Below are 26,436 nucleotides of genomic sequence, written 5' to 3'. Positions count from 1 at the left end.
GCGTCAGTCTTCCAGCTTCTGCAGGTGCTGTTCGAGATAGGGCCTCAGATGCTGATGCTGCGTCGGCAGCTTCAGCGCTTCGCCCAGATGCGCGGTGTCCTCGTCGCGGTTGAAGCCCGGCTCGTTGGTGGATACCTCGAACAGCACGCCGCCCGGCGTGCGGAAATAGATCGCCCAGAAGTAATCGCGATCGATGACCGGCGTCACGCCGTAGCCCGTGTCGACCAGCGCCTTGCGCACCTCGAGCTGCTTGGCGCGGTCCTCGACCGCGAAGGCGACGTGGTGCACCGAGCCGGCGCCGAGATTGGCGAAGCCGGCACCGGGCAGCGACTCGATGTCGACGACGTCGGCACCGTTGCCGTTCTTGATCGCGAGCCGGCGGATGTTGCCGGACTTGTCGACTTCCTCATAGCCCATGAACTTCAGCAGCTCCTCGGTGGCGCCGCCGTCCTTCAGCCTGAGCGCGACCGAGTGGAAGCCGCGGATCGCCTCGTCGCCGGGCACCCCGCCCTTTACCCAGGGCGCTCTGCTGTCGGCCTTGTCCTCGACGAGCGCAAAACTGTCGCCGTCGGGGCCAGTGAAGGTGAGCCGCTTCTCGCCAAAGCTTGTCGAGCGGGCAACGTTGCCCACGCTCTCGTCGGCGAAGCGTTTTTCCCAATAGCCGAGCGTGCCCTCGGGCACGGAAAAGACCGTGGTGCCGACCTCGCCCACCCCGTGCCGGCCCTTGCCGATGTCGGGGAACGGGAAATAGGTCATCACCGAGCCCGGCGTGCCGAACTCATCGGCGTAGTAGAGGTGATAGACGTCAGGCGCGTCGAAATTGACGGTCTTCTTGACCCGGCGCAGGCCGAGCTTCCTTGTGAAGAATTCGTTGTTCCGGCGCGCATCGCTCGCCATCGAGGTGACGTGATGCAGGCCTTTGATCTGATTGAGCATGATCATGCTCCTTCCCTATCCTTGCTGCGGCCCTTGCCGCTGTCCACGCCAATATGAGGATAGCCCCGACGATGGCAAAGCGGGCAAACACAGAATAGACTGTGTCATAAAAGTGAACGATTGGATGACTCATGTTCACCGATCGATGAAATTGCCTGGCTTGCAACGCCGACGGATTTCGGTTCCATGTGCCGCACGCCTTCTGGAGTGGAACCATTTTGGACAACCGATTGAGCCGCCCGAATGTTCTCCTCATCACTTGCGACCAGTGGCGTGGCGATTGCCTGTCGGTGGCCGGCCATCCGGTGGTGAAAACGCCCAACGCCGACGCGCTGGCCGCCGAGGGTGTGCTATTCCGGCGCCACTTTGGCGGGGCCGCACCTTGCTCGCCGGCCCGCGCCTGCCTCTATACCGGCCTCTACCAGATGAACAACCGCGTCTGCCGCAACGGCTCACCGCTCGATGCCCGCCACGGAAACATCGCGCTTTCCGCGCGCGCGGCAGGCTACGACCCGACGCTGTTCGGCTACACCGATGTCGCGCCTGATCCGCGCCAGCTCTCGGCCGACGATCCGCGGCTGCGCAGTTATGAGGGCGTGCTGCCCGGCTTCACCGTTCGGCAGGCCCTGCCCGAGCATCAGAAACAGTGGCTGTCCTGGCTCCAAGCGCAAGGCATCGACGCCGGCGCGGGCAGCCCTGACATCCATCGTCCGGCAGTCGGGCCAGGCAAGGTCGGTGGCGACGTGACCAACGCGCCGCCCGTCTATTCGAAAGACCAGACGCCGACCGCCTTCCTGGCCGGCGAGTTCATCCGCTGGCTTGGCGAGCAGGAGCAGGTCGTGCCATGGTTCGCCCACATCTCCTTCATCAGCCCGCACCCGCCTTTCATCGTGCCGGAGCCCTACAACACCATGTACGACCCGGCTGACGGCCCCGCTTTCCAGCGCGCCGCAAACTGGCAGGCCGAGGCTGAAAGCCATCCCTATCTCGCCTACGATCTCGGCCGGCAGAAGCGGACAAAGTTCATTCCCGGCATCGAGGGCAAGGTGCCGGACTGGAGCGAGGAAAACTTCCGTCGCATCCGCGCGATCTATTACGGCATGATCTCCGAGCTCGACGCCCAGCTCGGCCGCGTCTGGCAAGCGCTGAAGGCGGCGGACGCCTGGGACAACACCGTGATCGTGCTCACCTCCGACCATGCCGAGATGATGGGCGACCATTTCATGCTGGGCAAAGGCGGCTTCTTCGACGCCAGCTACCACATTCCGCTGATCATCCGCGACCCCAGCCGCGGAACAACTGCCGGCGCATCGGTTGACCGCTTCACCGAAGCCGTCGACATCTTTCCGACCCTGGTCGACCTGATCGGCGCTGCGCCGCAGCGGCATCTCGACGGCAGGTCGCTGATGCCGTGGCTCGACGGTGACCGGCCAGGCGACTGGCGTGACGCCGCGCATTGGGAGTTCGATTTCCGCTCGGTCGCCGATAGCGAAGCCGAGCGTCACTTCGGCATCGGCTCGCGCGATTGCAACCTGGCCGTCCTCCGCACGGAGGACTTCAAATATGTCCATTTCGGCGGCGGCCTGCCGCCGCTACTGTTCGCTCTCGCGAAGGATCCCGATGAACTGAGCAACGTCGCGCACGACCCCGCCTATCTGCCGGTGCGGCTGGAGTTTGCCGAAAAGATGCTCGCCTGGCGCGCCAGGCATCTCGACCAGTCACTGGCGCTGGCGGAACTGACGGAGGATGGTGTCGTCGGACACGTGGCAAGGGCAGTAGGGCAGTAAGGCAATAGGGCAGTATGTCCGGAACGCGCCGCCCTACTGCCCTACTGCCCTACTGCCCTATTCCCTTACTTCAGAATCATCCGCTGCTGGTCGCGCTTCTCGGCATAGGTGCCTTTGTCATAGGCCGCCTGCGCCTGCAGCTGCTCCTTGGTGAAGTTGGTGTAGAGATATTTCTTGCCGTCCTTGTCGGTCATGAATTTGAGCTTGTCCATGCCGACCGCCACTTCCTTGGCGCCGATGCCGAGGAAGCCGCCAACGTCGACGATCACGGCGTCCGGCTTGTTGTCCTTCAGCACGACATCGCCGATTGTGCCGATCTTGGCGTCGTTGGCGCCATAGACGGTGGCGCCCTTCAGATCGTCGCCCCGGATATTGTCCATCGGCATTTCGGTCAGCGTCGATTTGTCGATCGAAGCTGTTTTGGTCGTGTCGGTGGCCGACGTGCCGGAGTCCGCAGGCTTGGTCTCGGTGGTTGCCTGCGCAGTTTGGGCTGGCTTGGCCTCCTTGCCGGCCGTGGTGTCAGACTCTGCTACGGCAGGCGTGGTGGTCGCCGGAGCATTGTTCGAAGCTGCGGTGGCCGGCGCCGGTGCCGGGTCGTAAGCCTTGCGGTTGAAATCCGGCTGCGCCTGCAGCTCTTCCTTCGTCGTCTCGGCCACCAGCCAGCGATCGCCGTTCTTTTCCGCCCACTTTGCCTTGGCGAAGTCATAGGTGACGTTCTTTTCACCGATGCCAAGGAACCCGCCAACGCCAATGACGAGCGACTCTGCCTTGCCGTCCTTGGCAAGCACGATGTCATTCACGTCGCCGATCTTCTGGGCATCGTCGGCGGTGCCATTATAGACCGACTCGCCCATGATATTGGTGGCGAGATTGCCTTCCGCCTTCTTCACCGGTTCAGCCGGCTGCGCGGGCGCCTGCGCCGTTCCAGTGGTTGCAGGCTGCGTAGCATCCGCCGGTTGCGCCGGGGCGGGATCGTATGGCTTGCGGTCGAACGCAGGCTGAGCATTCAGCTCGTCCTTAGTCGTCTTGGCCACCAGCCAGCGGTCACCGTTCTTCTCGGCCCATTCGAGTTTGCCGTAGTCGAAGGCCACGTCCTTGGTTCCGACGCCAAGGAAGCCGCCGACGCCGATGATTGCGGACTTGGCCTTGCCGCTTGCGTCGAAGACGACGTCGTCGACCTTGCCGATATCCTGGGCGTCATTGCCGGTGCCGTTATAGACGGATTCGCCGATGATGTTGGTCATCAGGGAGCCTTCCGCGCGGATCACGGGAGCGGGGTTTTCGGCGGCAGGCGGCTGTGCCGGCGTTGCCGTCTGGGCGAGGGCCCCGGTTGCAACCAGTGTTGCAAGCGCGGTCGTCGCAAAAAGAGTGCGGATCATGATCGTTTCTCCTCCTGCCTGATTTCGTGCACGCCGCATCCGGTCTCTTTCCCAGGTCGGACGCGGCACTATTCCACAGCTTCACAACGTCGTGAGTAGGGGGATGTTCCAACCACATGGATGGCGCTCAACCAGCGATTGCTGCCGCGCGCGGAACTTTTCGGCTGGCCTTCCGTTTCAGCTTGCGGCTGGGGCTCGTCTTCGGCCCAAGAATGGAAAAGATGGAGCGGGACATGCGGTTTGCTGCGGTGCTGAACCAGGACGGCGGCACGCTGCGCACGACCGATGTTTCAGCCTTTGCCGGCCGCCTGCGCCAGACGCTGGAAGCGGCAGGCCATTCGGTGCAGGTCGACATTGTTGCCGGCCACAAAATCGCCGCTGCTCTGGAAAGGGCCGTAACGAGGCGGAACGTCGATGTCGTGATCGCCGGAGGCGGCGACGGCACGATTTCCACGGCGGCATCCCTCCTCATGAACAAGAAGAAGGCCTTGGCCATACTGCCGGCCGGCACGATGAATCTCTTCGCGCGCGGTCTTGGCATTCCGCAGACGCTGGATGCGGCGTTGAAATCCTTGGCCGATGGCGAGGTGACGGCCGTCGACATGGCAAGCGCCAACGGCCAGCCCTTCGTGCATCAGTTTTCAATCGGCATGCATGCCAGGATGGTGCAGCTTCGGGAGAATATGGAGTTCGGCTCCCGGCTGGGAAAGATGCGAGCTTCGGTTCGCGCCGCATGGGCAACGATCAAGAACCCGCACACCCTCAAGGTGACCTTGACCATCGGCCAGGCGGAGATCGTCACCCGCGCCACCGGCATCAGCATCAGCAACAATCTGTTCGGCGAAGGCCATCTGCCTTATGCGGACGATCCGACGGGCGGCGTGCTCGGCATCTATGTCAGCGTCGCGCGCAGGCGCCGCGATCTGGTGAAACTGTTCCTCGCCATGCTGCGCGGCCGGTGGCGCGACAGCCAACATGTCGAAATCCACCAGGCCGACAAGGCTATCCTCAAAATCCATTCATCGACAAAGAAGTTCAGCGCGGTCATGGATGGCGAGTTGTTCGGGCTGGAGCGCGAGACGGTGATCGAGATTCATCCCAGCGCGTTGAATGTATTGGTTCCGGCAAGCTACGCGCAGGCAAAGGCGGCGTGATGGAGCAGTCAGCCGCCTTGCGTGGGTTTCTGCCCAGTTGCCGGCCCAGTCGCCGGCGCCTGAGGCACGGTCTGTTCACTGGTCGTCGGGCTCTTGATCATCTCGCCATAGATCTCGACCGCGGCCCAGGCAATGAAGGCCAGCAACAGCCCGGCGATGAGGATCCTGAGCGCGTGCCAACCCCAATGCCCCTGGCGGGCTTTGTCTTCAGGAACGATCTTGGTCATATTGGCCTCCGTGTTGCGTGGCGGCGGGCGCTTCGGTCACGGCATGGTCGGGTAACGGGCCCTTTGCGCGAAGGTTCCGTTACCGACGGCGAGGTTCGGCAACGATCGGGCTTGTCGCGGCGCGTTGCGCATGGGGGATAGGTGGGTAGCAAGACAGCCAAGTTGACGGCCGATGTCAGCCGCTTCGTCGAGGATGCGGATCGGCTCGCCGTGCTGCACGGCCTCGATGTCATGGACACGGCCAACGATCCCGACTTCGACCGCATCGGCGGCCTTGCGGCCGCAATCCTCGAAGCGCCGATCGCGATGGTCACGCTGGTCGATACCGATCGCCAGTGGTTCAAGTCGCGGCTGGGTTTCGACGGGAAGGAAACGCCGACCGACATCTCCTTCTGCGCCCATGCCATCGCCGCCGGCGACGATCCCATGGTGGTGACCGACGCCACGCTCGATCCGCGCTTCGCCGGCAATCCGCTGGTCGTCGGCGGAGAACATGTCCGCTTTTACGCCGGCGCGCCGATGACCGTGGCTGGCGCCAGGGTCGGCACGCTTTGCGTGCTCGACCGGGAGCCGAGGGCGTTTCCGGCCGCCGAGAAGGTCGAACAGTTGAAAACCCTGGCCAAGCTCGCCGCCAGCCTGTTCCTGCTCAAGGATGCCACGCGCAACGGTGCCATCGCCCAGGCGGAGTTGGCGCGCGAGGAGAAGCGCCGCGCGATCGCGCTCGACGCCGCCTCGCTGGCGAGTTGGGCCTGGGACATCCGCACCGACATGATCGACTGCGACGCGCTTTTGGCCGAGCTCTTCAACCTGCCGCCGTCAAACCGGTTGAAGGCAAGGGATATCCTGCGCGCCATCGATCCCCGCGATGTCTATCAGACCGAGACGCGCTTCCGCGACGCGCTGAGTGGCAGCGACGACTATTTTGGCGAATATCGGGTCAAAGGCCTTCATCCCATCCGCTGGATCGCAACACGCGGGCGCGTCATCGAGCGCGACGGCGACGGCAGGCCGACGCTTATCTTCGGTGTCAACTACGACATCACCGAACGCAAGCTTGGCGACGAGCGCCAGCGTCTGCTGCTTCGCGAGCTGAACCATCGCGTCAAGAACACGCTGGCGACGGTGCAAGCCCTGGCGACACAGACCGTTCGCCATGCCAACCAGCCAAGCGAGTTTCTCGAAGCCTTCAGCGCCAGACTGCAGGCGCTTGGCGCCGCCCACAGCCTGCTGTCGGACCGCGAATGGCGCGGCATTGGGATCGCCGAGCTGGCGAGGATCGAGGCGAGGGTCTTCGACGCCGGAGCCCAGTCCCGGATAACGATTTCCGGCCCCGACCTCCTGCTTTCACCGGATCAGGCCGTTGGGCTCGGGTTGATCCTGCATGAGCTGGCCAGCAACGCGCTGAGATACGGATCGCTCTCGGTTCCGTCCGGAAAAGTCGATCTGGGGTGGAAGACGAAGGGTCGAAAGGGCGCGAGACGGCTGGTGCTGACCTGGCGCGAGAGCGGCGGACCTGAAGTCGAGCCTCCCGATCGCCATGGTTTCGGTTCCATACTGATCCGGCGCAGCCTTGCCAAGGTTATCGACAGCGAGGTGACCCACGAATATCGCCCAGATGGCGTCTTTGCCCAGATATCGATGCCGAGCGAGCCGCTGTTGAAGTGACGAGGCCTGGAGCAATTGCGTAAAAACAAATAGTTAGAGTAATTCGGCGTTCTACCTAACGCTGAACTGCTCTAAGGCGCCTTGCCGGAATCCGGATCTTCGGGCCCGGGCTTCACATTCTCGCGGTAGATGGCGTAGGCGACGAGTGCAGCCGCGGGCGCAAGAACGGCACCCAGGCCGCCCTTGCTCTTCGCAAGCGCCGGAAGCAGCGCAAGCGCCGCGGTGACGCCGACCGCCGTCATGTCCGCCTTGCGCCGGCGCGCCTGCCGCCGCGCGCGCCTGCCGGTGGTCAACTTCTGGATCGCGAGGATGAGCCCGGCGATCACCAGGAAGCCGATGCCAAAGCCGAGGCTGGTCGCCAATGCCCCGTAGCGCGCCGCCAGCCAGATATAGGCCGCACCGACGAGGAAGCCGACGCCGGACAGGGCGAAAATACCGGCAAGCCCGTAGAGGATTGCCGTCGTCCGCGTTCTTTGCAACGCGGCCATCGCCTCGCCGGAAGCAAGGGCCGAAATCAGCGAAACCAGCGTCCCCATCTGCGGGCTAGCGGCGCGAAAGAAGCGCGAACAGAAAGCCGACGCCCGCCGCGATCGCCAGCGACGTCACCGGCCTCTCGCGAACGCTGGCTATGAGCTGTGCCTCGATATCCTGAGCGCCGCCGCGCACGCTTTCGAACGCAGCCTCGCCCTGGGCGCGCAACTGCTCGACGCCTTCGCCGGCCGCGCGGCGCGCCGCTCCGTAACCGTGCTCGCCGGTCTTTGCGAGGTGCTTGGTGAGTTTCTCGATATCGGCCTTCAACTGCTGGATGTCGGCCTCGAGATCGGCCGTGGTGGGTGCATCTGTCGCGGATTTGCCTGCGGCGGTCGCCATCGTCTAACTCCTTGCGTTTGCTTCGGTTTCAACGCCCGATCGGTACCAAGGTTCCGATCCTGTGGGCTCAACTTCCTTCAGATCAGCGGCCGGCGCTCCTCACCCAGGCCTTCCCAGCGGGCGAGGTCCTTCAGCCCGTCATGGTCGATGACCTCGCAACCGCCGTCGCGCCACGCAATCAGCTTTCGGTCGATCAGCTTGCGGATCGTCTTGTTGGTGTGCACCAGCGAAAGGCCGAGCGTATCGGCGATATGCTGTTGCGTGATCGGGATCTGCACCGACGTCTTGCCGTTGAGGCCGGCGCCGCGGGCCCGGCTGGAGATGAAGGCGACGAGATAGGCGGTGCGTTCCAGCGCCGTGCGCCGGCCGATGCTGAGCAGGTTCTCGTCCAGCATGCGCTCTTCGCGCGACGCCATCCAGGTGATGTCATAGGCAAGCCCCGGATGATTGCGGTAGAGCTCGTGCAATTGTTCGCGTTCGAAGACGCAAAGCAGCATCGGCGACAAAGCCTCGACGGAATGCTGCATTTCCCCCATCAGGCTGCCCTGCAGGCCGATGAGATCGCCAGGCATGGAATAGTTCAGGATTTGCCGGCGCCCGTCAGGCAATAGCTTATAGCGGAACGCCCAGCCCGAAAGGATCGTGTAGAGATGCGCACTGTGGCTGCCTTCGACCAACACGGTTGCGCCCCTGTCGACGGCGAGCTCTCCTTTCTTGAACGTGCTGACGAACAGAAGCTCTTGTTTTTCGAACGCGCGAAAGGTCGGCAAGGGTCGAAGCGGACACTTGTCGCAAGGGTATTGGCGGGTTGTAACAGAACGTGCGCTCTGGCCGGACATTTCGACCCCTCTTCGAAATCCCTGCCCCGATCGGGCGGATAGAAACGCTCCACGCGGATCGAGGTTCCGCCGATCACGGCAATGCATCGCCTGTCATGTCTTTTTTAAATGACACGGGGCCAAATACCGCGCATGAACGCGACGTTGTAGGAGAGTCGCCGACACGTGCCCCCATTGCTAGACGGATTGCGTATTCTGGTTCTCGAGGATGAATTCCTGATCGCAATGGATGTCGAGCAGCTATGCCGTGACCATGGCGCGGCCGACGTCACGATCGTCCGCGACCTGGCAGAAATCGACCGGCGGGATGAGTTGTCACGGTTTGACGCCGCCATCGTCGACCTGATGCTTGGCGGCGCCTCGACGCTCGACTTCGCCGCACGATTGCGCAACGCCGGCATTCCGTTCGTCTTTGCCTCCGGTCATTCCGACTCGGAAGAGATCGAGGGCTCCTTTCCGGAAGTCCAGCTGGTCGCAAAACCGTACTCGGGAGACGATCTGATCGAGGCCGTGGCGACGGCCTGCGGGCGCGCCAAAGCGGCTTGACGAGGTCGCGGCCCGAGAAGAAACCGGACGTCGGCGTCAGGCCGCGTTTGAGCCCGTCACCTGCGCGGAAATCGCATCAGGGCCGTATTCGTCCTCACCGGAGATCTTGAGGATATCCTGCAGCCTGGCGCGCGCCCGGCTGACCCGGCTCTTGATCGTGCCGACCGCGCAGCCGCAAATCTCGGCCGCCTCTTCGTAAGAGAAGCCGGACGCGCCGATCAGGATGATGGCTTCGCGCTGATCCTCGGGCAGCTGTTCCAGCGCGCCGCGAAAATCCTTGAGGTCGAGCTGGCCATGCTGGGCAGGGTGAACGGCGAGCCTGGCGGTCATGATGCCGTCGCTGTCCTGCACCTCGCGGCCGCGCTTGCGCATCTGCGAATAGAATTCGTTGCGCAGGATGGTGAACAGCCAGGCCTTGAGGTTGGTGCCCGGCTGAAAGCTCTCGTGCTTGTCCCACGCCTTGACCAGGGTTTCCTGGACGAGGTCATCGGCCTTGTCGGCATTCTGCGTCAGCGACACCGCAAAGGCACGCAGGCTCGGTATCGCACCGAGCAACTCGGTCTTGAAGCTCTGGGAGACCGCCGCCATGCCTCAGTCCTTTTTCTCGGCGGGCTCGGCCTTTTCCAGCTGGCTTAGCAACTGAGCGAATCGATCCGGCACCTGATCGGAGACCAGCTCGTCGTAATATTGTTTGAGTTTGCGGGCGATTTCGGAGTTTGGTCCGAGTGGATTGCCACCCCCATTCCGGTGCCTGCCCGAGGCGCCAGTCGTTGGATTCTTTGACATTTCTTTCATATTTGCCCTAATTCCCAGCACTCGAACCGCTCTAGAACCAAACACCATAACGCAAGCGGCACCCTTGTCTGGGTTGCCCATCCCGAAAGCCCGAAACGCCCGTTTCCTAATTTAGTTCCATGTCGGGGGGAACTTTTTCGGAAAGCCGGCGTTGGTTCGCCGGGGTTTGCGACCCGTCTGGCCTAGTGAAGTGCAACAACGTCATCTGAGGGAGACGTCAAATATGAGTCTATCCGCAACCATCGCTCCTCACCTGCCGTTCCTTCGCCGTTTCTCGCGCGCCGTTTCGGGATCGCAGGAAAGCGGTGACGCATTGGTCGCCGCCATGCTGGAGGCCATCATCGCCGACACCGAAGTCTTCCCCAAGGCGTCGAGCGACCGGATCGCATTGTACAAGGTTTTTGCCAGACTCTTCACCTCGATTGCCATCCGCGTGCCGCAAGAGAATGCGCAGACCGCTTGGGAACAGCGAGCAGCCGCCAATCTGAATGCGATCGCGCCGCGACCGCGGCAAGCGTTCCTGCTGGTCGCCGTGGAAGGCTTCAGCGAGGACGAGGCGGCGGAAATCCTCGATGCCGACGAACAGGAATTCTCCGAATTGCTCGCCCAGGCGAGCAGCGAGATTTCCCGCCAGGTCGCGACCGATGTGCTGATCATCGAGGATGAGCCGCTGATTGCCATGGACATCGAGGAGATGGTCGAAAGCCTCGGCCACCGCGTTGTCGGCACCGCGCGCACCCACGCCGAAGCGGTGGCCACGTTCGGCAAGACACGTCCGAAAATGGTCCTGGCCGACATCCAGCTCGCCGACGGCAGCTCGGGCATCGAGGCGGTGAACGAGATCCTGTCCTCGACGCCGGTGCCGGTGATCTTCATCACCGCCTTCCCCGAACGCCTGCTGACCGGCGAGCGCCCGGAACCGGCGTTTCTGGTGACCAAGCCGTTCAATCCCGATATGGTCAAGGCTCTGATCAGCCAGGCGCTCTTCTTCGACCGCCAGGCAAAGGCTGCGGCCTGACCGCACCAATGTCCGATCATCGAGGTTTCATGCGAGGCTTTCCGCCTCGCATGACGCATTGCGGAGTCTGACCCTGTGAAAGCGCTTCCGGGGGATCGTCTTTTTCCGCAAATGGTGGAACAAACGGCATCCAGCCACGTTTTTCAAGACGTTAGAAGGAGACGTATCATGCTGTACTGGGCGCTCGTTTTTCTTGTGGTCGCGATCATCGCCGGCGCGCTTGGGTTCGGCGGCATTGCCGGCACATCGGCTGGCATCGCGCAGATATTGTTCTTCATCTTCCTCGCCTTCCTGGTGATTTCGCTCATCGCCGGCCTCTTCAGACGAGCCTGAGGCGTGGAGCGTCGAACACTGGAAGCCGCACCCCTCAAACGGTTTCCAGCCACCGCCGGGCGGTGTCCCCAAAGGACGTCGTCCGGCGGACCGTTTTTGAGGCTGCGCGCAGCCTCGGCACGTCAAGGCCGAAGCAGCCGTCTGTCGTAAAGCCGGTCAGCCTGGATGCGGGAAGTATTGGATGCGTTCCAAGGCATCAGAGAAGGACGATACGGGCAAGCGCGGCGACGAGGTGATCGCGATGCATCCGGCGGAGAGCGGGATGCAGCTGGGACGCGCGCTGCTCCACGCGCTTCACAATGCCGGAATTTCAGTCCTCTATCAGGACCGCGACATGAAGACCGTCTGGGCCCGCAACATGCGCGCGCCCTGGGCGGCCGAGACTGCCGACGGCAAGGATTTGCTCGCCCCCGCACAAGCCGAGCGCATAAGCGCGGCCAAACGCAGGGCGGTTGAAACCGGCAACGCGGACCGTCTCGAGGTCGGCATTCCCGGGAATGACGGCGTGCGCTGGTTCCAGATTTGGGTCGATGCCGATCATAGCGATACCGGTGAGGTCCAGGGCGTCGTCACCACCATGGTCGAAACGACGGAGCAGAAACGCCGCGAACAGACGCTGAAGACGCTGCTGCGGGAGGTCAGCCATCGCTCGAAGAACCTTCTGGCCATCATCCAGAGCATCGCCACACAGACCGGGCGCTACTCGGAGACGCTTGGCGACTTTCTGACGCGTTTTCGCGGCCGCATTCAGTCGCTCGCCTCGTCTCAGGATCTGGTGACATCCTCCAATTGGCGGGGAGCAGCGCTTCAAGAGCTCGTATCTGGCCAGGTCGGCCGCTACAGCGCCGACCCGCGCCGCAGTTTGCGTTTCGATGGCGAAAACCCTTACCTCAACCCAAACGCCGCCCTGCATGTCGGGCTGGCCATGCATGAGCTCGCCGTGAATTCGGTAAGTTATGGCGCCCTGTCGCGGCCTGACGGTCAGGTCAAGGTAAGCGCCAGGATGGCGGCCGGCAGCGGGGCCCCGCCTGGCCTTTTGCTGGTATGGACGGAGAGGATCGGCGCCGGCCGGCGCAACGAAAAGCGCTTTGGCAGCGTCGCTCTGGAACGCGTCGTGCCGACGTCGCTGAACGGCTCCGCCAGCCTCGAGATCGACGAGGGTCGTCTCGAATATCGCCTCACGATCCCGCGCGGCAATTTCGAGATGGAATGACCGCCAAGCCTCGGGCCACGGACATTCGCCGGCAAGGCCCTTAACCGGCTGTTCACCATAAAGTCCGATTCTGTGTTTCCGGCGAAGGTGCGCCGGAACGCCCAGCCGTGCCCAGTCACAAACGATTTGGCACGCGATTCGGGAGGACTAAAATGATGGTTGCCGACATGAACAGGTTGGAGCAGGCCGCGCGCGTTTCGATGAGCGGCTTCCAGGATGCCGAGGCGCCGCCCTCGCCTCGCTCCGCCCATCCGTCGCTTCGCCTCGGCGCCGTCGCGCTCCTGGCTGCCCTGAAGCAATTCCAGGAAAAGTGCGAAGCGGTTTTCCACCCGGAATTGCGGAAAACAAATAGCTAGAGCAATTCCAGGAAAAGTGCGAAGCGGTTTTCCGTCCGAAATTGCGTTAAAACAAAGAAATAGAGCGGTTCGCCGTATCTGTGAAACGGAGAAACGCGCTAGGGCGGATCAGCGATTCTACGAAAAGCTGAACCGCTCCGATGCTGCCAAGGGCTCGCGGCATCGCGGAGGCACCAGCGGCAGGAACTTTTGAGCCGCGAGAATCGTTCTTTGCGGCGAGAGGGTTTGCCGTGGAACACATCGCCGCATTGCTCCTCGTCATCGGCTGCTCGGACACCATGACTGAATGCCGCGAACTGTCGGCGCCGGTCAGCGTCTTCGAGACCTTTGAGGCTTGCACCGCCGAAAGGCCCTTTGCCCTGGGCGACCTCCAGGGTCAGGCCCGGCACGTTGTCGGCGAGTGCCTTGTCGTCGATCCGGCACTGGAGGACGATTACGACCAGATCGTCTGGAACGTGCGTCCTGACGGCTCGCTCGACGCGTCGCTCAAGGTCTCCGGCATGCTTGTCGCGTCGAACGGCGCGCGCCCCGAAAAAGACTCTCTTCAGCAACAATAAGATCGGGCAGGCAAAGCCCGTTTTTTCGTGCTAAATGGCGGACGGCACTGCCGAAAGTGAGGACAAAAGTGAGGAGCAATTTAATGCGGAAGATGATCATTGCCATGGTTGCCGTGGTCGCTGTCAGCGGCTGCACCACGACCGAGCAGGATGTGGTCGGCGGCGGCCTGATCGGCGCCGGTGTGGGCGGCTTGGTCGGCGGCGGCAAGGGCGCGCTGGTCGGTGCGGCTGTCGGCGCCGGATCCGGCCTGCTGGTCCGCAACCTGCGCAATGGCTATTGCCAGTATCGCGATCATCGCGGCCGGATTTACACCGCCCGCTGCAACTAATCCCCCGACAGAGCAATTCCAGGAAAAGTGTGTAACGGTTTTTCCGTCCGGAATTGCGTAGTCTGGTGAGAATGTCGATCTGGAGGCCGGCCCGCCGGCCTCCATTTCTTGTGTTTGAACGGTCGCTCGCTCGCTGAACGGTTTCGATCCGTTCACCCTGTCAGCGGAATCCTTATTTCCACCTTCAGGCCGTCGGCCTGAAAATCGCGCCTGATCGTGCCGCGCAATTCCCGTGTGACATTGAGATCGATCAGCTTGGTGCCGAAGCCGGTCTTTGCCGGTGCTTCCAGTCTTTCCCGCCCTGTCTCGCGCCAATTGAGCACCAGCGTCCGCTCGCGGCCGCGCTCCACCGTCCAGCTGACTTTTAACGCACCAACAGAATTGCCGGCCTCGCCGTATTTCAGCGCATTGGTGGCAAGCTCGTGGAAGGTCAGGCCGAGCGCCTGCGTCGTCGTCTCGTCGAGCAGCACCTCCGGTCCCGACAATATGCCTTCGGGGAGCTCCTTGCCGAATACCTGCCCGAGTTCGGTGCGCAGGAGATCGCCAAGGTCCGCCTTCTGCCAGCGTGAGCGTGTCAGCATGTCCTGTGAAGCCGCCATCGCCTGCAGCCGCGCCGAGAACGATGCCGAAAACTCCTTCACGTCGGTGGCGTGGGAGGCAGTCTGCCGCGCGATCGCCAGCACCCTGGTGATCGAATTCTTGATGCGGTGCTTCATCTCCTGCAGGATCAGGTCCTTTTCCAGCAGGCTCTTCTCCGTCGCTTCATGCAGCAGCGACTTCGCCTCATAGGCACGCTCCTGATAACGGGCCACCAGGGCGATCGCCCCGGCCAGCAGCAGGCCGAACAGCCCAAGCATCACCGGAATGGCGCGCGAGGAAGGCAGCGAAAAAGCGCTCGTCGGCCGAAACAGAACAGTCCAAGGTCGGCCGGCCACAACGATATCCCGGCGCGCCACAAGTTTCGCACCCAGGGATTCTGCCGGCGGCGCCTCCGAACGGAACAGGAGATTGTCGGCACCAGGCTTGCCGTCATAGATCTCGACATTGACCGGCAGCAGCGGTGCCTTGCTGAGCGCCACCTGGAACAAATCGCGCGCGCGGAAGGCGGCATAGAGAAAGCCCGCGGTCGAGGAGCGGCTGGCATTGATGACGTCCGGGGCCGTTTCCACGTTCAGCCGCACGAAAACCAGGAATCCAGGGAATGTCTGCTTCGCACCGGCGCCCTGGCCGAGTTGGAGAAGGCCGCTGGCGTGCTGCCGGTCGTCGGCCATGGCCTTCTCGATCGCCGCTCGCCGCGCCGGATCTATGAACATGTCGTAGCCGATGGCCGACTGGCTGGAGGTATCGAGCGGTTCGAAAAGCACGATGGGCGTGCGCCATGGCTGCTGCGTCGTGGCCGGGTAGATCGGATGCGCCGAACCGTGGTCGTGCAGGATGTCGCGCTCGACCGCAGCCTCGTCGCCGGTCTTGGCCAGCCTCAGGAAGCCGATGCCGCGCAGACCGGCGAAATTGTCGTCGATATCGAGCGCGGTGAAGAAGGCGTTGAACTCGCCGCGCGTGATATCGCCGTTGCGGGCATCGAACAGCGCCTGCGTCGAGCGCAACAGCGACAGATGCAGGTCGATGCGGCTCTCGATGCGGTTGAGCGCATCGTCGGCCGTTCCCTCGAACTTGATGCGCGCCGCTTCCTGGGTCGCGAAATAGGCGAACCCCGCCATCGTCAGGCTGATAAGCGAGACGGCAATGAATGCGACGATCGGAAAGAGCTTTTTCAACGCTGGATGCGGCCCTCAATGATTGACCACCTTTATGGGCAAGTCTCCGTGCCAACACAATGGCGAGGCCAATCCATCACGACCACTGGCACATCACCTAATCGTAAATTAGCCAACTAACTTATTGGCTTACGCCGCGATCTTCAGCGCTCCCGGACCCGGAATCGCGCCCGGCGGGCACTTGCCCAAAATGATCATGCCGAGCACCTCGTCCTGGGTCACGTCGCTGGTGCGGGCGGTGCCCACCACTTGGCCGTTCTTCATCACGCAGACCCGGTCGGCCAGCTCGAACACGTCGTGGATGTCGTGGCTGATCAGGAAGATGCCGATGCCGTCGGCCTTGAGCTGCCGCACCAGCTCGCCGACCTGGGCCGTCTCCTGGGGACCGAGGGCCGCGGTCGGTTCGTCCATGATCAGGATGCGGGCGTTGAACAGGATCGCGCGGGCGATCGCCACCGACTGCCTTTGCCCGCCGGACAGCTTGATCACCGGCTCCTTGAAGCGCTGGAAGCGCGGATTGAGCCGGCCCATCACCTTGCGCGCCTCGGCCTCCATGGCGACGTCGTCGAGCGTGCCCCAGGCGGTCATCAGCTCGCGGCCGAGGAACAGATTGGCGGCGGCGTCGACATTGTCGGCAAGCGCCAGCGTCTGGTAGATCGTCTCGATGCCGTATTTCTTGGCGTCGCGCGGGTTGGAGATCGGTGCCTCCTCGCCGTTGACGAAGATCTGCCCGGCATCGCGCTTGTAGGCGCCGGACAGGATCTTGATCAGCGTCGACTTGCCGGCGCCGTTGTGGCCAAGCAGCGCCACCACTTCGCCGGGGAAGAGATCGATGGATGCGTCGTCGACGGCGCGAATGCCGCCGAAGGCGATCGAGATGTTGCGCATGTCGACCAGCGGGACGTCCGCGGGAGCGGTTTTCTCAGCCATGATCCTTCTCCTCCCTGCCTGATCAGACGCGCTTGCGGTAGATGGTGTCGAGCCAGACCGCGATGACCAGCACCGCGCCGACGACGATGCTCTGCAGCGGCGAGTCGACGCCGAGCAGCACCATGCCGGACTGCAGCGATTGCATCAAAAGCGCGCCAAGCATGGCGCCGAGCACGGTTCCGGAACCGCCGGCAAGCGAGGTGCCGCCGATCACCGCCGCGGCTATGACCAGCAGCTCGTCCAGCGTGCCGAGCGCATTGGTCGATGAATTCTGCCTGGCGGACGAGATGGCCGCGGCGATCGTCGCCAGCACACCCATGATCATGAACACCTTCATGGTGATCCAGCGCGTGTTGATGCCGGCAAGGTTCGCCGCCTCCGGATTGCCGCCGATGGCAAAGACATAGCGGCCGAAGCGGGTGCGCTTGGTGATGAAGGTCATGATCAGGCCGACCGCGACGGCCATCAGCACGGGAATAGCGATGCCATGGGCGATGAACAGGCCGCCTTCGGGAACGGTGATGTTGTTGGCGGCGGCGTAACGGTTCACGATGCCGACCGGCCAAGGATAGGAATTGGCCAGCCACACCGCGCCCATGATGATCGCGCAGGTGACCGCGCCGAGCAGCGTCTCGGCCCAGATTGGGCGCAGCGGGAAACGGAAGCGCTTGCGCTGCACCCGGCCGTTGAACAGCGCAAACACCACCGCCAGGCAGGCGACCACGCCGACGACCCAGCTCCATCTGGCGCCGATCGAGCCGGCCGGTCCGCCGCCCATGAGCTGGAAGGTGGCATCGAGCGGCGCCACCGTCTGGCCGCTGGTGACCCACCAGGCAGCGCCGCGCCAGACCAGGAGCCCGCCCAGCGTCACGATGAAGGCCGGCACTTCGAGATAGGCGATGACGAAGCCCTGGAAGGCGCCGATCAGCAACCCGAGCGCCAGGCCGATCAACAGCGCCAGCACCCAGATCCACGGATTGCCGAGCTCGAGCCCGACCATCCGCACCAGGAAATGCACCTGGGCAAAGCCCATCACCATGCCGATCAGCCCTTCGGCCGAGCCGACGGAGAGGTCGATGTTGCGCATGACGATGACCAGCACCATGCCGGAGGCCATGATCGCCACAGCCGAGGTCTGCACAGAGAGGTTCCAGAGATTGCGCGGCGTAAGGAACGTGCGGCTGTCGAAATCGAGCGGATTGACGCCGAGCCGCAGGCTCGAGATGACGTGCAGGCCGATCCAGATGATCAAAAGCGCGCCGACCATGCCGAGCATACGCGTGTCAAGTTCGGTCGCCTTGAGGAAGCGCCCGACGGCGCTGAGTTCGGAGGCCCGCGCGCGATCCGCGGCCGGGTTGGCCGGCGTATCAGACGTCGTATCGGTCATGATCTCCTCCCACCGGCTTGCCGTCTGGCGCGGATGCCGGACCACGATGCTAGAGCAATTCCAGGGAAAGTGTGTAGCCCGTCCGGAATTGCGTGGAAACAAACGGCTGCAGCAGTTCGACTATCCTGCTGAACAATGAGCTGCTCCAATGTCTTCCCCGGCTCATTCGAAGCGGGAAAGCCATTTTGAGGAACGCCGCGGCTTTGGGCCGCGGCGTCAGGATTTGGACAGACGTCGGTCGGCTTAATTGCAGACCGCGACACTGCCGGCGGCAACGCCGGCGCAGACCTCGTCCTTCTTGATCCAGCCTGCGTTGATGACGACGTTGAGATTGTCCTTGGTGATCGCGACCGGGGTCAGGAACAGCGACTTGACGGTGTTGCCGCCAGGCGTCGTGAAGTCCTTGGCGCCGGCGATGTCGCCCATCTTCTTGCCGTCGGCGAGCTGCGAGGCGATCTCGGCGGCGTTCTTGCCGAGCTCGCGCGCATCTTTCCACACCGACACCGTCTGCGTGCCGAGCGCGATGCGGTTGAGCGCCGCGTGATCGCCGTCCTGGCCGGAGACCGGAACGGTGCCGGCCAGGCCTTGAGCCGTCAGCGCCGCGACGACGCCGCCGGCGGTGCCGTCATTGGCCGCCACGACGGCATCGACCTTGTTGTCGTTGGCGGTCAGGAACTGCTCCATGTTCTTCTGCGCGTTGGCGGGCAGCCAGCCGTCGGTATAGGCCTCGCCGACATTCTTGACCTTGCCGCTGTCGATGGCCTCCTTCAGCACTTCCATCGAGCCGGAGAACAGAAAATCGGCATTCGGATCGGCGCCCGAGCCCTTGATGAAGACATAGTTGCCTTCGGGCTTGGCCTTGAACACCTCGCGGGCCTGCATGCGGCCGACTTCCTTGTTGTCGAAGGTCAGGTAGAACACGTCCTTGTTCTCGATCAGGCGGTCGTAGCCGACCACCGGAATGCCTTCGTCCAGCGCCTTCTGCACCGCCGGGCCGATCGCGGAAGCGTCCTGCGCCAGGATGATCAGCGCGTTGGCGCCCTGCGAGATCAGGCTCTCGACGTCGGTCAGCTGCTTGCCCGGATTGGACTGCGCGTCGGCCGAGATATATTTGTCGCCGGCGGCCTCGATGGCCTTCTTCATCGCCGCTTCGTCGGTCTTCCAGCGCTCTTCCTGGAAATTCGACCACGAAACCCCGACCACCTTGTCCTTCGCCTCTGCGACCGACGCCAGCGTCAGCGACATGGCGACACCCGCCAGCATGGCGGCTGCGAAACTCTTCATGATTTTCCTCCCTGCGCCGCCTTGCGGCGCGACCCAGACTGGCCCGAAGGCCGGACACAGAGGCTTTTTTTCGAGCCTCGAAAAAACACTGATCCAACGCCGAAGCGCTGTCAACTGCGATTATGATGGTTCTTGAGGTGCCGCAGACTTTTTTTCGAGACCCGCAATAAATAATGACAGCCCCGGCAGCTTCTGCCAGTATCCTGGCACGTCGGCGACGGCCCATGGCATGATGAGAAGGCCGCGACGCCCGGGAGGAAGGAAAGGATGTCGGTCGGAATCCGCCACGACGACCTGCGCCGGCGCAACCGCGCCATGGTGCTCTCGGCCGTGCGCCGGGCCGGCCAGCCGTCGCGCACGGAAATCGCCGCGACCACCGGGCTCAGCCACTCGACGATTTCGGCGATCTCAGCGGACCTCATCCATGAAGGCATCCTGGCCGAGAGCAAGCCGAGCGAGACCGCGTCGCTGAAGCGCGGCCGGCCGCAAGTCGGCCTCGCCCTCAACCCCGAGGCGGCCGCGGTGGTGACGGTGGTGCTGTCGCTGAATTTCCTCTCCGTCGCCGTCATCGACTATGCCGGCCAGGTCATCGCCGAGGAGCAACGGCGCCTCGACACCCTCACCATGCCGCGCGACGAGCTGATCGGCGAATGCACGGCGATCGTCCGGCGTCGGCTGGAAGACCCCGATCTCGATGTCGCCAGCGTCGCCCGCATCGCCATGGGCATCCAGGGCATCACCGATTCCCATGCCCGCGCCATGCTGTGGTCGCCGATCACGCCGCTGACCGACATTCCTTTCGCCGACATCCTGGAGCATGAATTCGGCATTCCCGCCACCATGGAGAACGACTGCAACATGATGGCGGTGGCGCTGCAATGGCGCGACCCCGACCGCTATCGCGACAATTTCATCGCCATCCTGCTCTCGCACGGCATCGGCATGGGGCTGGTGCTGAAAGGCGAGTTGTTCACCGGCACACATTCCTCAGGCGGCGAGTTCGGCCACATGATCCACCGTCCCGGCGGCGCGCTCTGCCGCTGCGGGCGCCGCGGCTGCGTCGAGGCCTATGCCGGCAACTACGCCATCTGGCGCAGCGCCATGAAGATGAGCGAGGACGCCGAGCCGGTCGACGTCGGCGATGCCGACATGCGGGCTCTTGCCACGAAGGCGCGTGAAAAAGACGGGCCGGAGCGCGAGGCCTATCGCCGGGCGGGCGAGGCGCTGGGCTTTGGGCTGGGCAGCCTGTTCGCGCTGATCGACCCGGCGCCGGTCGCCATGGTCGGCGTCAGCGCGGCGGCTTTCGACCTGATCGAGCCGGCGCTGCGGGAAGCCATCGCCCAGACCGCCGGCGGCCAGCACTCCAAATCGATCTCCTTCGACACCGAGCCGAACGAATTGCCGCTGATCCGCGAAGGCTGCGCCATGCGCGCGCTGAGCTTCGTCGACCAGGAGATTTTCGCGCCGGGCGTCCAGGCGCGAGCAGGCGCCGCCGGGAAGAACGTGGCCTGATCAATCCTCGCGGATCGCGTAGCCGGCTCCACGGATGGTACGGATCACGTCCGGCATACGGCCGTTGTTGACCGCCTTGCGCAGGCGTCCGACATGCACGTCCACGGTGCGCTCGTCGATATAGATCGTCTCGCCCCAGACATTGTCGAGCAGCTGGCTGCGCGAGAACACGCGGCCGGGATGCCGCATCATGAATTCGAGCAACCGGAACTCGGTCGGGCCGAGCCTGATCTCGCTCTTCTTGCGGTAGACGCGGTGCGATTCGCGGTCGAGCACGATGTCGCCGACCTTGAGCACGCTGGACAGCACCTCCGGCTTGGCGCGGCGCAACAGCGCCTTGACCCTGGCCATGAATTCCGGCGTCGAGAACGGCTTGACCAGGTAGTCATCGGCGCCCGTCGAGAGGCCGCGCACCCTGTCGCTTTCCTCGCCGCGCGCGGTCAGCATGATGATCGGCAGCCGCTCGGTCTCCGGGCGCATCCTCAAGCGCCGGCAAAGCTCGATGCCGGAAACCGCCGGCACCATCCAGTCGAGCACCAGAAGGTCGGGCACGTTCTCCTGCAGGCGGATCTCGGCCTCGTCGCCGCGGGTCACCACCTCGACCTGGTAGCCCTCGGATTCGAGGTTATAGCGGAGCAGCACCCCCAGCGGCTCCTCGTCCTCCACCACCATGATGCGTGGGGCGATCATTTGGCAGGTACCTTCGCTGTCACGCCGCCGGAGCCGACATCGCCGTCTCGTCCTGCTTCGGACGGTTCGCGGGCAATTGGGTGCCGGTCAGCACATAATAGGCGTTCTCGGCGATGTTGGTGACATGGTCGCCGATGCGCTCCAGATTCTTGGCGCAGAACAGGAGATGCGTGCAGGCCGTGATGTTGCGCGGATCCTCCATCATGTAGGTCAGGAGCTCGCGGAACACGGATGTGTATTTGACGTCGATGCGCTCGTCGTCGTTCCTGAGCTTGGCAAGCGCCGTGGCGTCGCCCGCCGTGTACTCCTCGATGACACCCTGGACCTGGATCAGCACCAACTGCGCCATCGAGTCGATGGAGTGCGACAGGTCGCGTGGCGCAGCGCTGACGCCGACCGAGCCGACCCGCTTGGCGATGTTCTTGGCGAGATCGCCGATGCGCTCGAGGTCGCCGGCCATGCGGATCGCGCCGACCACGCTGCGCAGGTCGTCGGCCATCGGCTGGCGCTTGGCGATCAGCGTGATGGCGCGGTCGTCGAGCTCGCGCTGGCGCGCGTCCATGATGGCGTCGTCGGAGACCACGCGCTGCGCCATCGCGTTGTCGGAATTGAGCAGCGCCTTGGTCGAGGCGCCGACCATGGAGCCGGCAAGATCGCCCATGTCACGGATGAGCTGGCTGATCTGCCTCAGGTCCTCGTCGAAGGAAGCGACCGTATGGGCCATGATGGTGTCCTCGTATGAACTCAGCCGAAGCGGCCGGTGATGTAGTCCTGCGTGCGCTTCTCGCGGGGCGAGGTGAAGATCTTCTCGGTCCGGTCGAACTCGACCAGCTCGCCGAGATACATGAACGCCGTCTGCCGCGACACGCGCGCCGCCTGCTGCATGTTGTGGGTGACGATCACGATCGTGTAGTCGGCCTGCAACTCGTCGATCAGTTCCTCGATCTTGGCGGTCGACAGCGGATCGAGCGCCGAGGCCGGCTCGTCGAGCAGGATGACCTCCGGCTTCACCGCCACGGTGCGGGCGATGCAGAGCCGCTGCTGCTGGCCGCCGGAGAGGCTGAGGCCGCTGGCGTTGAGCTTGTCCTTGACCTCGGTCCAGAGCGCGGCGCGCTTCAGCGCCTGCTCGACGCGGTTGTCCATCTCGGCCTTGCTGATCTTCTCATACAGCCTGACGCCGAAGGCGATGTTCTCGTAGATCGACATCGGGAACGGCGTCGGCTTCTGGAACACCATGCCGATCTTGGTCCTTAGCAGGTTGAGGTCCTGCGAACGGTCGAGGATGTTCTTGCCGTCGAGCAGCACCTGGCCTTCGGCGTTCTGCTTCGGATAAAGCTCGTAAATGCGGTTCAGCACGCGCAGCAGCGTCGACTTCCCGCAGCCCGACGGCCCGATGAAGGCGGTGACGCTGCGTTCGGGCAGCGACAGGTTGATGTCCTTCAGCGCCTTCGACTGGCCATAGTAGAAGTTGAGGTTCTTAACCTCGATCTTGGCCTTCTCGACGGCCGTCTCGGCTACGTTAAGGTCGGTGGACAACATCGGTTTCATCTGTCCTCTCTGCGTCCGGTAAGGCTGCGGGCGAAGATGCTCAGCCCGAGAACCGTCAGGGTGATTATAAGTGCGCCCGTCCAGGCCAGCTGCTGCCATTCCTCATAGGGGCTGAGCGCAAACTGGAAGATGGTCACCGGCAGGCTGGCCATCGGCGCGTTGAGATTGCTCGACCAGAACTGGTTGTTGAGCGCGGTGAAGAGTAGCGGCGCCGTCTCGCCGGAAATGCGGGCGATGGCCAGCAAAATGCCGGTGACGATGCCGGAAAGTGCTGCGCGATAGGCGACCGAACGGATCACCACCCAGCGCGGCGCGCCGATGGCGGTGCCGGCTTCGCGCAGCGCGTTCGGCACCAGGTTGAGCATGTCCTCGGTGGTGCGCACCACGACGGGGATCACCAGTATCGACAGCGCGACCGCGCCGGCGATCGCCGAGAAGTGGCCCATCGGCCGCACCATCAGCTCATAGACGAACAGGCCGACGATGATCGACGGCGCCGACAACAGGATGTCGTTGATGAAACGCACCACCGTGGTGAGACGCGAGAAGCGCCCGTATTCGGCCATGTAGGTTCCGGCGAGCACGCCGATCGGCGTGCCGACGATGATGCCGATGATGGTCATCACGATGCTGCCGTAGATGGCGTTGAGCAGGCCGCCGGCGTCGCCGGGCGGCGGCGTCATTTCCGTGAACACCGCAAGCGAGACGCCGGAGAGCCCCTTGTAGAGCAGCGCGCCGAGGATCAGCGCCAGCCAGGCGAGGCCGATGCCCGCCGCGATGACGCACAGCGCCATCATCACGGCGTTCTTGCGCTTGCGGCGTTGGTGGAGCGATGCGGCTGTCGACATCGGTCAGGCTCCCGTGCGGCTATCGATGCGCAATAGCATGTAGCGTGCGAGCGCGAGGATGATGAAGGTGATGATGAACAGGATCAGACCGAGCGACACCAGCGAGGATGTATAGAGATCGCCGTCGGCTTCGGTGAATTCGTTGGCGATGGTCGCCGAGATCGTCGTGCCCGGCGCGAACAGCGAGGCGCTGATGCGATGCGCGTTGCCGATGACGAAGGTGACGGCCATCGTCTCGCCGAGCGCGCGGCCGAGGCCGAGCATGACCCCGCCCATGATGCCGACGCGGGTATAGGGGATGGTCACGCGCCGGGTCACTTCCCAGGTCGTGCAGCCGATGCCGTAGGCCGATTCCTTCAGCACCGCCGGCACCGTGTCGAACACGTCCTTGGTGATCGAGGTGATGAAAGGCAGCACCATGATGGCGAGGATGAGCGACGACGTCAGCAGGCCGATGCCGTAGGGCGGACCGGCAAACAGGCTGGAGAGGCCCGGTATGCCATGGAAAACGTTGATGATGAAGGGCTGGATCGTCGTCTGCAGGAACGGCGCGAAGACAAACAGGCCCCAGATGCCGTAGATGATCGAGGGAATGCCGGCGAGCAGCTCGACCGCAATGCCGATCGGGCGCCTGAGCGGGCGCGGGCACAGCTCGGTGAGGAAAATGGCAATGCCGATGCCGATCGGAACCGCGATCAGGATGGCAATGGCCGAGGTGACGATGGTGCCGTAGATCGGCGCCAGGGCGCCGAAATTCTCGGTGACCGGGTTCCAGGATTCGGTGGTCAGGAAGGAGAAGCCGAACTTCGACAGCGCCTCCCACGAGCCGGCGATCAGCGAGATCGCGACGCCGCCCAGCAGGACCAGCACGAGGATGGCGGAAAGGCGCGTGGCCGTCCGGAAGATCGTGTCGGTGAGGGCGAAGCGCCGCACTGTCGCTTCTCTGGTCCGCATGGCGGACGGGGTCACGGCTTCGGAAACGGCAGTCATCTAGCCCCTCGCATTTCGAAAGAGACAGGGGGGGCGCCTGAGGCGCCCCCCTTATTCCGCAGGAATTACATGCCGGAGTAGAGCGGCTTGCCGTTGCTGTCGACGATGTCCTTGCCCCACATTTCCTCGACGCTCTTCACGACCGCGTCGGGCATCGCAACATAGTCGAGCTCGGCAGCCATGTCGTCGCCCTTGGCGTAGGACCAGGCGAAGAACTTCAGCGCTTCGCCGGTGGCCGCCGCATCGTCGGGTTTCTTGTAGACGAGGATCCAGGTGGCCGAGGTCATCGGCCAGGATTCGGCACCTGGCTGGTTGGCCAGGATGACGCCGTAGCCCGGCTGCGAGCTCCAGTCGGCATTGGCCGCGGCGGCCGAGAACGCCGCAGCGGTCGGCTCGACCTTCTTGCCGTCCTTGTTGATCAGGTCGGTATAGGTGAGCTTGTTCTGCTTGGCATAGGCGTATTCGACATAGCCGATGGCGCCGCCGGTCTGCGAGACGTTGTTGGCGACGCCTTCGTTGCCCTTGGCGCCGATGCCCACCGGCCACTCGAGCGCCTTGTCGACGCCGACCTTCGACTTCCAGTCGGCGCTGACATCGCCCAGATAGTAGCTGAAGTTGAACGTGGTGCCCGAGCCGTCCGAACGGTGGACGACCGCGATCGCCTGGTCGGGCAGCTTGGCGTCGGGATTGAGCTTCTTGATCGCCGCGTCGTTCCAGTTGGTGATCTTGCCCATGAAGATGTCGGCCAGCGTCGGACCGTCGAGCACGAGCTCGCCCGGCTTGACGCCTTCGAGATTGACGACCGGAACGATGCCGCCCATCACCATCGGGAACTGCGCCAGCCCGGTGGACTCGAGTTCATCGCCCTTCAGCGGCGCATCGGAAGCGCCGAAGGTCACGGTTTTGGCCTTGATCTGCTTGATGCCGCCGCCGGAGCCGATCGACTGGTAGTTCAGACCAGTGCCGGTCTCCTTCTTATAGGCGTCGGCCCACTTGGCATAGATCGGATAGGGGAAAGTGGCGCCGGCGCCCGAGATATCGGCCGCCATAGCGGCGGAGATGGAAAGCGTGGATGCCGCAGCCATTGCAATCGCAACGGCCGCCGAGCGGATGAAATGTCTCATGTGGCCTGCTCCTGTTCGGAATATGGTCTTTCGGCACCCGTTCTATCGGCGCCCGGGAGCGCAATAGCCCTCGATTATTACAGTCGCATGACAGTTTCGTGTCAGCCCGGTAACGTCTGAACAGGGATAGCTGGCGAGGCCTGCGGCCGCCTTTGCCGGCCAGCCGAAGTTTGCCGCGGGAATCAGCAACTTGTCTGACTTTTGAATCAAAAATTACCCCGGCGGCCGGATCTCGGCCGCCGGGAAATAAAATCCGGACGAGAGCGCGTTGCCCGAATGCCAGAGCGGATCATGGCAAAGCCATCGCCGAAAACAGGTCCGTTGGGGTAGAGTCGACGCTGTTC

29 protein-coding genes are annotated in these 26,436 nt (G+C 63.6%); 11 read left to right on the top strand and 18 right to left on the bottom strand.

The features are described from left to right. Positions 1-3 precede the first annotated feature (3 nt). The gene (locus RFM40_RS04595; RefSeq protein WP_320277201.1) at positions 4-936 is read right to left on the bottom strand and encodes a VOC family protein; all 933 of its coding nucleotides are present in this window, start codon (positions 934-936) and stop codon (positions 4-6) included. Positions 937-1,166: 230 nt separating this feature from the next. On the opposite strand from RFM40_RS04595, the gene RFM40_RS04590 reads away from it, so the two are divergent. Further along, positions 1,167-2,723, top strand: coding sequence for an alkaline phosphatase family protein (locus RFM40_RS04590; RefSeq protein WP_320277200.1), 1,557 nt, complete (start codon positions 1,167-1,169; stop codon positions 2,721-2,723). A gap of 65 nt (positions 2,724-2,788) precedes the next feature. Here the strand turns inward: RFM40_RS04590 and RFM40_RS04585 are convergent, their stop codons facing one another. Next, positions 2,789-4,102 (bottom strand): PRC-barrel domain-containing protein, encoded by a 1,314-nt coding sequence (locus RFM40_RS04585; RefSeq protein ID WP_320224653.1) that lies wholly within the window; start codon positions 4,100-4,102, stop codon positions 2,789-2,791. A 233-nt stretch (positions 4,103-4,335) separates the two neighbouring features. On the opposite strand from RFM40_RS04585, the gene RFM40_RS04580 reads away from it, so the two are divergent. Beyond that, positions 4,336-5,256 carry a diacylglycerol/lipid kinase family protein gene (locus RFM40_RS04580; protein WP_320224654.1) on the top strand — a complete coding sequence of 307 codons (921 nt, stop codon included), beginning with the start codon at positions 4,336-4,338 and terminating at the stop codon, positions 5,254-5,256. Positions 5,257-5,264: 8 nt separating this feature from the next. On the opposite strand, the gene RFM40_RS04575 is transcribed toward RFM40_RS04580, so the two are convergent. After that, positions 5,265-5,483, bottom strand: coding sequence for a hypothetical protein (locus RFM40_RS04575; RefSeq protein WP_320224655.1), 219 nt, complete (start codon positions 5,481-5,483; stop codon positions 5,265-5,267). A 141-nt stretch (positions 5,484-5,624) separates the two neighbouring features. Between RFM40_RS04575 and RFM40_RS04570 the strand changes: the two genes are divergently transcribed. Beyond that, positions 5,625-7,148 (top strand): sensor histidine kinase, encoded by a 1,524-nt coding sequence (locus tag RFM40_RS04570; RefSeq protein WP_320277199.1) that lies wholly within the window; start codon positions 5,625-5,627, stop codon positions 7,146-7,148. 71 nt (positions 7,149-7,219) lie between these two features. Here the strand turns inward: RFM40_RS04570 and RFM40_RS04565 are convergent, their stop codons facing one another. The 3 genes from RFM40_RS04565 to RFM40_RS04555 all read right to left on the bottom strand — a co-directional run bounded on the left by RFM40_RS04565 (position 7,220) and on the right by RFM40_RS04555 (position 8,857). Continuing rightward, positions 7,220-7,684, bottom strand: a complete 465-nt coding sequence (locus tag RFM40_RS04565; RefSeq protein WP_320272561.1) for a phage holin family protein — start codon at positions 7,682-7,684, stop codon at positions 7,220-7,222. Between the two features lie 7 nt (positions 7,685-7,691). Then, a complete protein-coding gene (locus tag RFM40_RS04560; protein WP_320224658.1) occupies positions 7,692-8,018 on the bottom strand; it encodes an ElaB/YgaM/YqjD family protein in 327 nt (108 codons plus the stop codon). A gap of 77 nt (positions 8,019-8,095) precedes the next feature. Next, a complete protein-coding gene (locus tag RFM40_RS04555; protein ID WP_320224659.1) occupies positions 8,096-8,857 on the bottom strand; it encodes a Crp/Fnr family transcriptional regulator in 762 nt (253 codons plus the stop codon). A gap of 225 nt (positions 8,858-9,082) precedes the next feature. Between RFM40_RS04555 and RFM40_RS04550 the strand changes: the two genes are divergently transcribed. Continuing rightward, the gene (locus RFM40_RS04550) at positions 9,083-9,403 is read left to right on the top strand and encodes a response regulator (protein ID WP_320277198.1); all 321 of its coding nucleotides are present in this window, start codon (positions 9,083-9,085) and stop codon (positions 9,401-9,403) included. Positions 9,404-9,439: 36 nt separating this feature from the next. On the opposite strand, the gene RFM40_RS04545 is transcribed toward RFM40_RS04550, so the two are convergent. Then, positions 9,440-9,991: an RNA polymerase sigma factor gene (locus RFM40_RS04545; RefSeq protein WP_040973662.1), complete on the bottom strand. Its 552-nt coding sequence runs from the start codon at positions 9,989-9,991 to the stop codon at positions 9,440-9,442. Between the two features lie 3 nt (positions 9,992-9,994). Then, the gene (locus RFM40_RS04540) at positions 9,995-10,198 is read right to left on the bottom strand and encodes a NepR family anti-sigma factor (protein WP_126097563.1); all 204 of its coding nucleotides are present in this window, start codon (positions 10,196-10,198) and stop codon (positions 9,995-9,997) included. Between the two features lie 223 nt (positions 10,199-10,421). Here RFM40_RS04540 and RFM40_RS04535 point away from each other — a divergent pair, with 223 nt between their 5' ends. The 6 genes from RFM40_RS04535 to RFM40_RS04510 all read left to right on the top strand — a co-directional run bounded on the left by RFM40_RS04535 (position 10,422) and on the right by RFM40_RS04510 (position 14,004). Beyond that, on the top strand, positions 10,422-11,216 hold the full coding sequence (locus RFM40_RS04535; protein WP_320224661.1) for a response regulator: 795 nt from the start codon (positions 10,422-10,424) through the stop codon (positions 11,214-11,216). 168 nt (positions 11,217-11,384) lie between these two features. Then, on the top strand, positions 11,385-11,549 hold the full coding sequence (locus tag RFM40_RS04530) for a DUF1328 domain-containing protein (protein WP_018429836.1): 165 nt from the start codon (positions 11,385-11,387) through the stop codon (positions 11,547-11,549). A 181-nt stretch (positions 11,550-11,730) separates the two neighbouring features. Next, the gene (locus tag RFM40_RS04525; RefSeq protein WP_320277197.1) at positions 11,731-12,762 is read left to right on the top strand and encodes a sensor histidine kinase; all 1,032 of its coding nucleotides are present in this window, start codon (positions 11,731-11,733) and stop codon (positions 12,760-12,762) included. 152 nt (positions 12,763-12,914) lie between these two features. Then, the gene (locus tag RFM40_RS04520; RefSeq protein ID WP_320277196.1) at positions 12,915-13,118 is read left to right on the top strand and encodes a hypothetical protein; all 204 of its coding nucleotides are present in this window, start codon (positions 12,915-12,917) and stop codon (positions 13,116-13,118) included. Positions 13,119-13,348: 230 nt separating this feature from the next. Next, complete coding sequence (locus RFM40_RS04515) at positions 13,349-13,675, top strand: hypothetical protein (RefSeq protein ID WP_320277195.1); 327 nt, start codon at positions 13,349-13,351, stop codon at positions 13,673-13,675. Positions 13,676-13,758: 83 nt separating this feature from the next. After that, complete coding sequence (locus tag RFM40_RS04510) at positions 13,759-14,004, top strand: YMGG-like glycine zipper-containing protein (RefSeq protein ID WP_320277194.1); 246 nt, start codon at positions 13,759-13,761, stop codon at positions 14,002-14,004. A 152-nt stretch (positions 14,005-14,156) separates the two neighbouring features. On the opposite strand, the gene RFM40_RS04505 is transcribed toward RFM40_RS04510, so the two are convergent. From RFM40_RS04505 to xylF, 4 genes are all read right to left on the bottom strand, one after another. Next, the gene (locus RFM40_RS04505; RefSeq protein ID WP_320277193.1) at positions 14,157-15,779 is read right to left on the bottom strand and encodes a CHASE domain-containing protein; all 1,623 of its coding nucleotides are present in this window, start codon (positions 15,777-15,779) and stop codon (positions 14,157-14,159) included. A gap of 129 nt (positions 15,780-15,908) precedes the next feature. Then, positions 15,909-16,709, bottom strand: coding sequence for an ATP-binding cassette domain-containing protein (locus RFM40_RS04500; protein WP_292340770.1), 801 nt, complete (start codon positions 16,707-16,709; stop codon positions 15,909-15,911). A 22-nt stretch (positions 16,710-16,731) separates the two neighbouring features. After that, on the bottom strand, positions 16,732-18,096 hold the full coding sequence (locus tag RFM40_RS04495) for a sugar ABC transporter permease (protein WP_320224666.1): 1,365 nt from the start codon (positions 18,094-18,096) through the stop codon (positions 16,732-16,734). A 243-nt stretch (positions 18,097-18,339) separates the two neighbouring features. After that, the gene (xylF, locus tag RFM40_RS04490; protein ID WP_320224667.1) at positions 18,340-19,380 is read right to left on the bottom strand and encodes a D-xylose ABC transporter substrate-binding protein; all 1,041 of its coding nucleotides are present in this window, start codon (positions 19,378-19,380) and stop codon (positions 18,340-18,342) included. Positions 19,381-19,647: 267 nt separating this feature from the next. On the opposite strand from xylF, the gene RFM40_RS04485 reads away from it, so the two are divergent. Continuing rightward, on the top strand, positions 19,648-20,892 hold the full coding sequence (locus RFM40_RS04485) for an ROK family protein (protein ID WP_320224668.1): 1,245 nt from the start codon (positions 19,648-19,650) through the stop codon (positions 20,890-20,892). On the opposite strand, the gene phoB is transcribed toward RFM40_RS04485, so the two are convergent. The 6 genes from phoB to pstS all read right to left on the bottom strand — a co-directional run bounded on the left by phoB (position 20,893) and on the right by pstS (position 26,092). Beyond that, complete coding sequence (gene phoB / locus RFM40_RS04480) at positions 20,893-21,582, bottom strand: phosphate regulon transcriptional regulator PhoB (RefSeq protein WP_010911896.1); 690 nt, start codon at positions 21,580-21,582, stop codon at positions 20,893-20,895. 19 nt (positions 21,583-21,601) lie between these two features. Then, a complete protein-coding gene (phoU, locus tag RFM40_RS04475; RefSeq protein ID WP_126089683.1) occupies positions 21,602-22,309 on the bottom strand; it encodes a phosphate signaling complex protein PhoU in 708 nt (235 codons plus the stop codon). 17 nt (positions 22,310-22,326) lie between these two features. Continuing rightward, complete coding sequence (pstB, locus tag RFM40_RS04470) at positions 22,327-23,130, bottom strand: phosphate ABC transporter ATP-binding protein PstB (RefSeq protein ID WP_320224669.1); 804 nt, start codon at positions 23,128-23,130, stop codon at positions 22,327-22,329. Further along, complete coding sequence (gene pstA / locus RFM40_RS04465) at positions 23,127-23,978, bottom strand: phosphate ABC transporter permease PstA (protein ID WP_320224670.1); 852 nt, start codon at positions 23,976-23,978, stop codon at positions 23,127-23,129. The genes pstB and pstA overlap by 4 nt, the downstream gene beginning before the upstream one ends. A 3-nt stretch (positions 23,979-23,981) precedes the next feature. Next, positions 23,982-24,968 carry a phosphate ABC transporter permease subunit PstC gene (gene pstC, locus RFM40_RS04460; protein ID WP_320224671.1) on the bottom strand — a complete coding sequence of 329 codons (987 nt, stop codon included), beginning with the start codon at positions 24,966-24,968 and terminating at the stop codon, positions 23,982-23,984. Between the two features lie 65 nt (positions 24,969-25,033). Next, the gene (gene pstS / locus RFM40_RS04455; protein WP_320277192.1) at positions 25,034-26,092 is read right to left on the bottom strand and encodes a phosphate ABC transporter substrate-binding protein PstS; all 1,059 of its coding nucleotides are present in this window, start codon (positions 26,090-26,092) and stop codon (positions 25,034-25,036) included. Positions 26,093-26,436: the final 344 nt, after the last annotated feature.

Source organism: Mesorhizobium captivum (assembly GCF_033977165.1).
GTDB classification, from domain to species: domain Bacteria; phylum Pseudomonadota; class Alphaproteobacteria; order Rhizobiales; family Rhizobiaceae; genus Mesorhizobium; species Mesorhizobium captivum.
Note: the sequence above shows the minus strand (reverse complement) of the source record. Positions and strands in the feature narration are given on the sequence as shown.

Excerpts from the sequence above, each read along its gene's own strand:
- RFM40_RS04585 (WP_320224653.1), bottom strand. The coding sequence starts at position 4,102 with ATGATCCGCACTCTTTTTGCGACGACCGCGCTTGCAACACTGGTTGCA.
- pstA (WP_320224670.1), bottom strand. The coding sequence starts at position 23,978 with ATGTCGACAGCCGCATCGCTCCACCAACGCCGCAAGCGCAAGAACGCC.
- RFM40_RS04550 (WP_320277198.1), top strand. The coding sequence starts at position 9,083 with ATGGATGTCGAGCAGCTATGCCGTGACCATGGCGCGGCCGACGTCACG.
- RFM40_RS04530 (WP_018429836.1), top strand. The coding sequence starts at position 11,385 with ATGCTGTACTGGGCGCTCGTTTTTCTTGTGGTCGCGATCATCGCCGGC.
- RFM40_RS04540 (WP_126097563.1), bottom strand. The coding sequence starts at position 10,198 with ATGAAAGAAATGTCAAAGAATCCAACGACTGGCGCCTCGGGCAGGCAC.
- RFM40_RS04495 (WP_320224666.1), bottom strand. The coding sequence starts at position 18,096 with ATGACCGATACGACGTCTGATACGCCGGCCAACCCGGCCGCGGATCGC.
- RFM40_RS04560 (WP_320224658.1), bottom strand. The coding sequence starts at position 8,018 with ATGGCGACCGCCGCAGGCAAATCCGCGACAGATGCACCCACCACGGCC.
- phoB (WP_010911896.1), bottom strand. The coding sequence starts at position 21,582 with ATGATCGCCCCACGCATCATGGTGGTGGAGGACGAGGAGCCGCTGGGG.
- RFM40_RS04580 (WP_320224654.1), top strand. The coding sequence starts at position 4,336 with ATGCGGTTTGCTGCGGTGCTGAACCAGGACGGCGGCACGCTGCGCACG.
- RFM40_RS04485 (WP_320224668.1), top strand. The coding sequence starts at position 19,648 with ATGTCGGTCGGAATCCGCCACGACGACCTGCGCCGGCGCAACCGCGCC.
- RFM40_RS04595 (WP_320277201.1), bottom strand. The coding sequence starts at position 936 with ATGCTCAATCAGATCAAAGGCCTGCATCACGTCACCTCGATGGCGAGC.
- RFM40_RS04510 (WP_320277194.1), top strand. The coding sequence starts at position 13,759 with ATGCGGAAGATGATCATTGCCATGGTTGCCGTGGTCGCTGTCAGCGGC.
- RFM40_RS04545 (WP_040973662.1), bottom strand. The coding sequence starts at position 9,991 with ATGGCGGCGGTCTCCCAGAGCTTCAAGACCGAGTTGCTCGGTGCGATA.
- pstS (WP_320277192.1), bottom strand. The coding sequence starts at position 26,092 with ATGAGACATTTCATCCGCTCGGCGGCCGTTGCGATTGCAATGGCTGCG.
- RFM40_RS04525 (WP_320277197.1), top strand. The coding sequence starts at position 11,731 with ATGCGTTCCAAGGCATCAGAGAAGGACGATACGGGCAAGCGCGGCGAC.
- RFM40_RS04575 (WP_320224655.1), bottom strand. The coding sequence starts at position 5,483 with ATGACCAAGATCGTTCCTGAAGACAAAGCCCGCCAGGGGCATTGGGGT.
- RFM40_RS04535 (WP_320224661.1), top strand. The coding sequence starts at position 10,422 with ATGAGTCTATCCGCAACCATCGCTCCTCACCTGCCGTTCCTTCGCCGT.
- RFM40_RS04555 (WP_320224659.1), bottom strand. The coding sequence starts at position 8,857 with ATGTCCGGCCAGAGCGCACGTTCTGTTACAACCCGCCAATACCCTTGC.
- RFM40_RS04520 (WP_320277196.1), top strand. The coding sequence starts at position 12,915 with ATGATGGTTGCCGACATGAACAGGTTGGAGCAGGCCGCGCGCGTTTCG.
- RFM40_RS04565 (WP_320272561.1), bottom strand. The coding sequence starts at position 7,684 with ATGGGGACGCTGGTTTCGCTGATTTCGGCCCTTGCTTCCGGCGAGGCG.
- xylF (WP_320224667.1), bottom strand. The coding sequence starts at position 19,380 with ATGAAGAGTTTCGCAGCCGCCATGCTGGCGGGTGTCGCCATGTCGCTG.
- RFM40_RS04500 (WP_292340770.1), bottom strand. The coding sequence starts at position 16,709 with ATGGCTGAGAAAACCGCTCCCGCGGACGTCCCGCTGGTCGACATGCGC.
- pstB (WP_320224669.1), bottom strand. The coding sequence starts at position 23,130 with ATGAAACCGATGTTGTCCACCGACCTTAACGTAGCCGAGACGGCCGTC.
- pstC (WP_320224671.1), bottom strand. The coding sequence starts at position 24,968 with ATGACTGCCGTTTCCGAAGCCGTGACCCCGTCCGCCATGCGGACCAGA.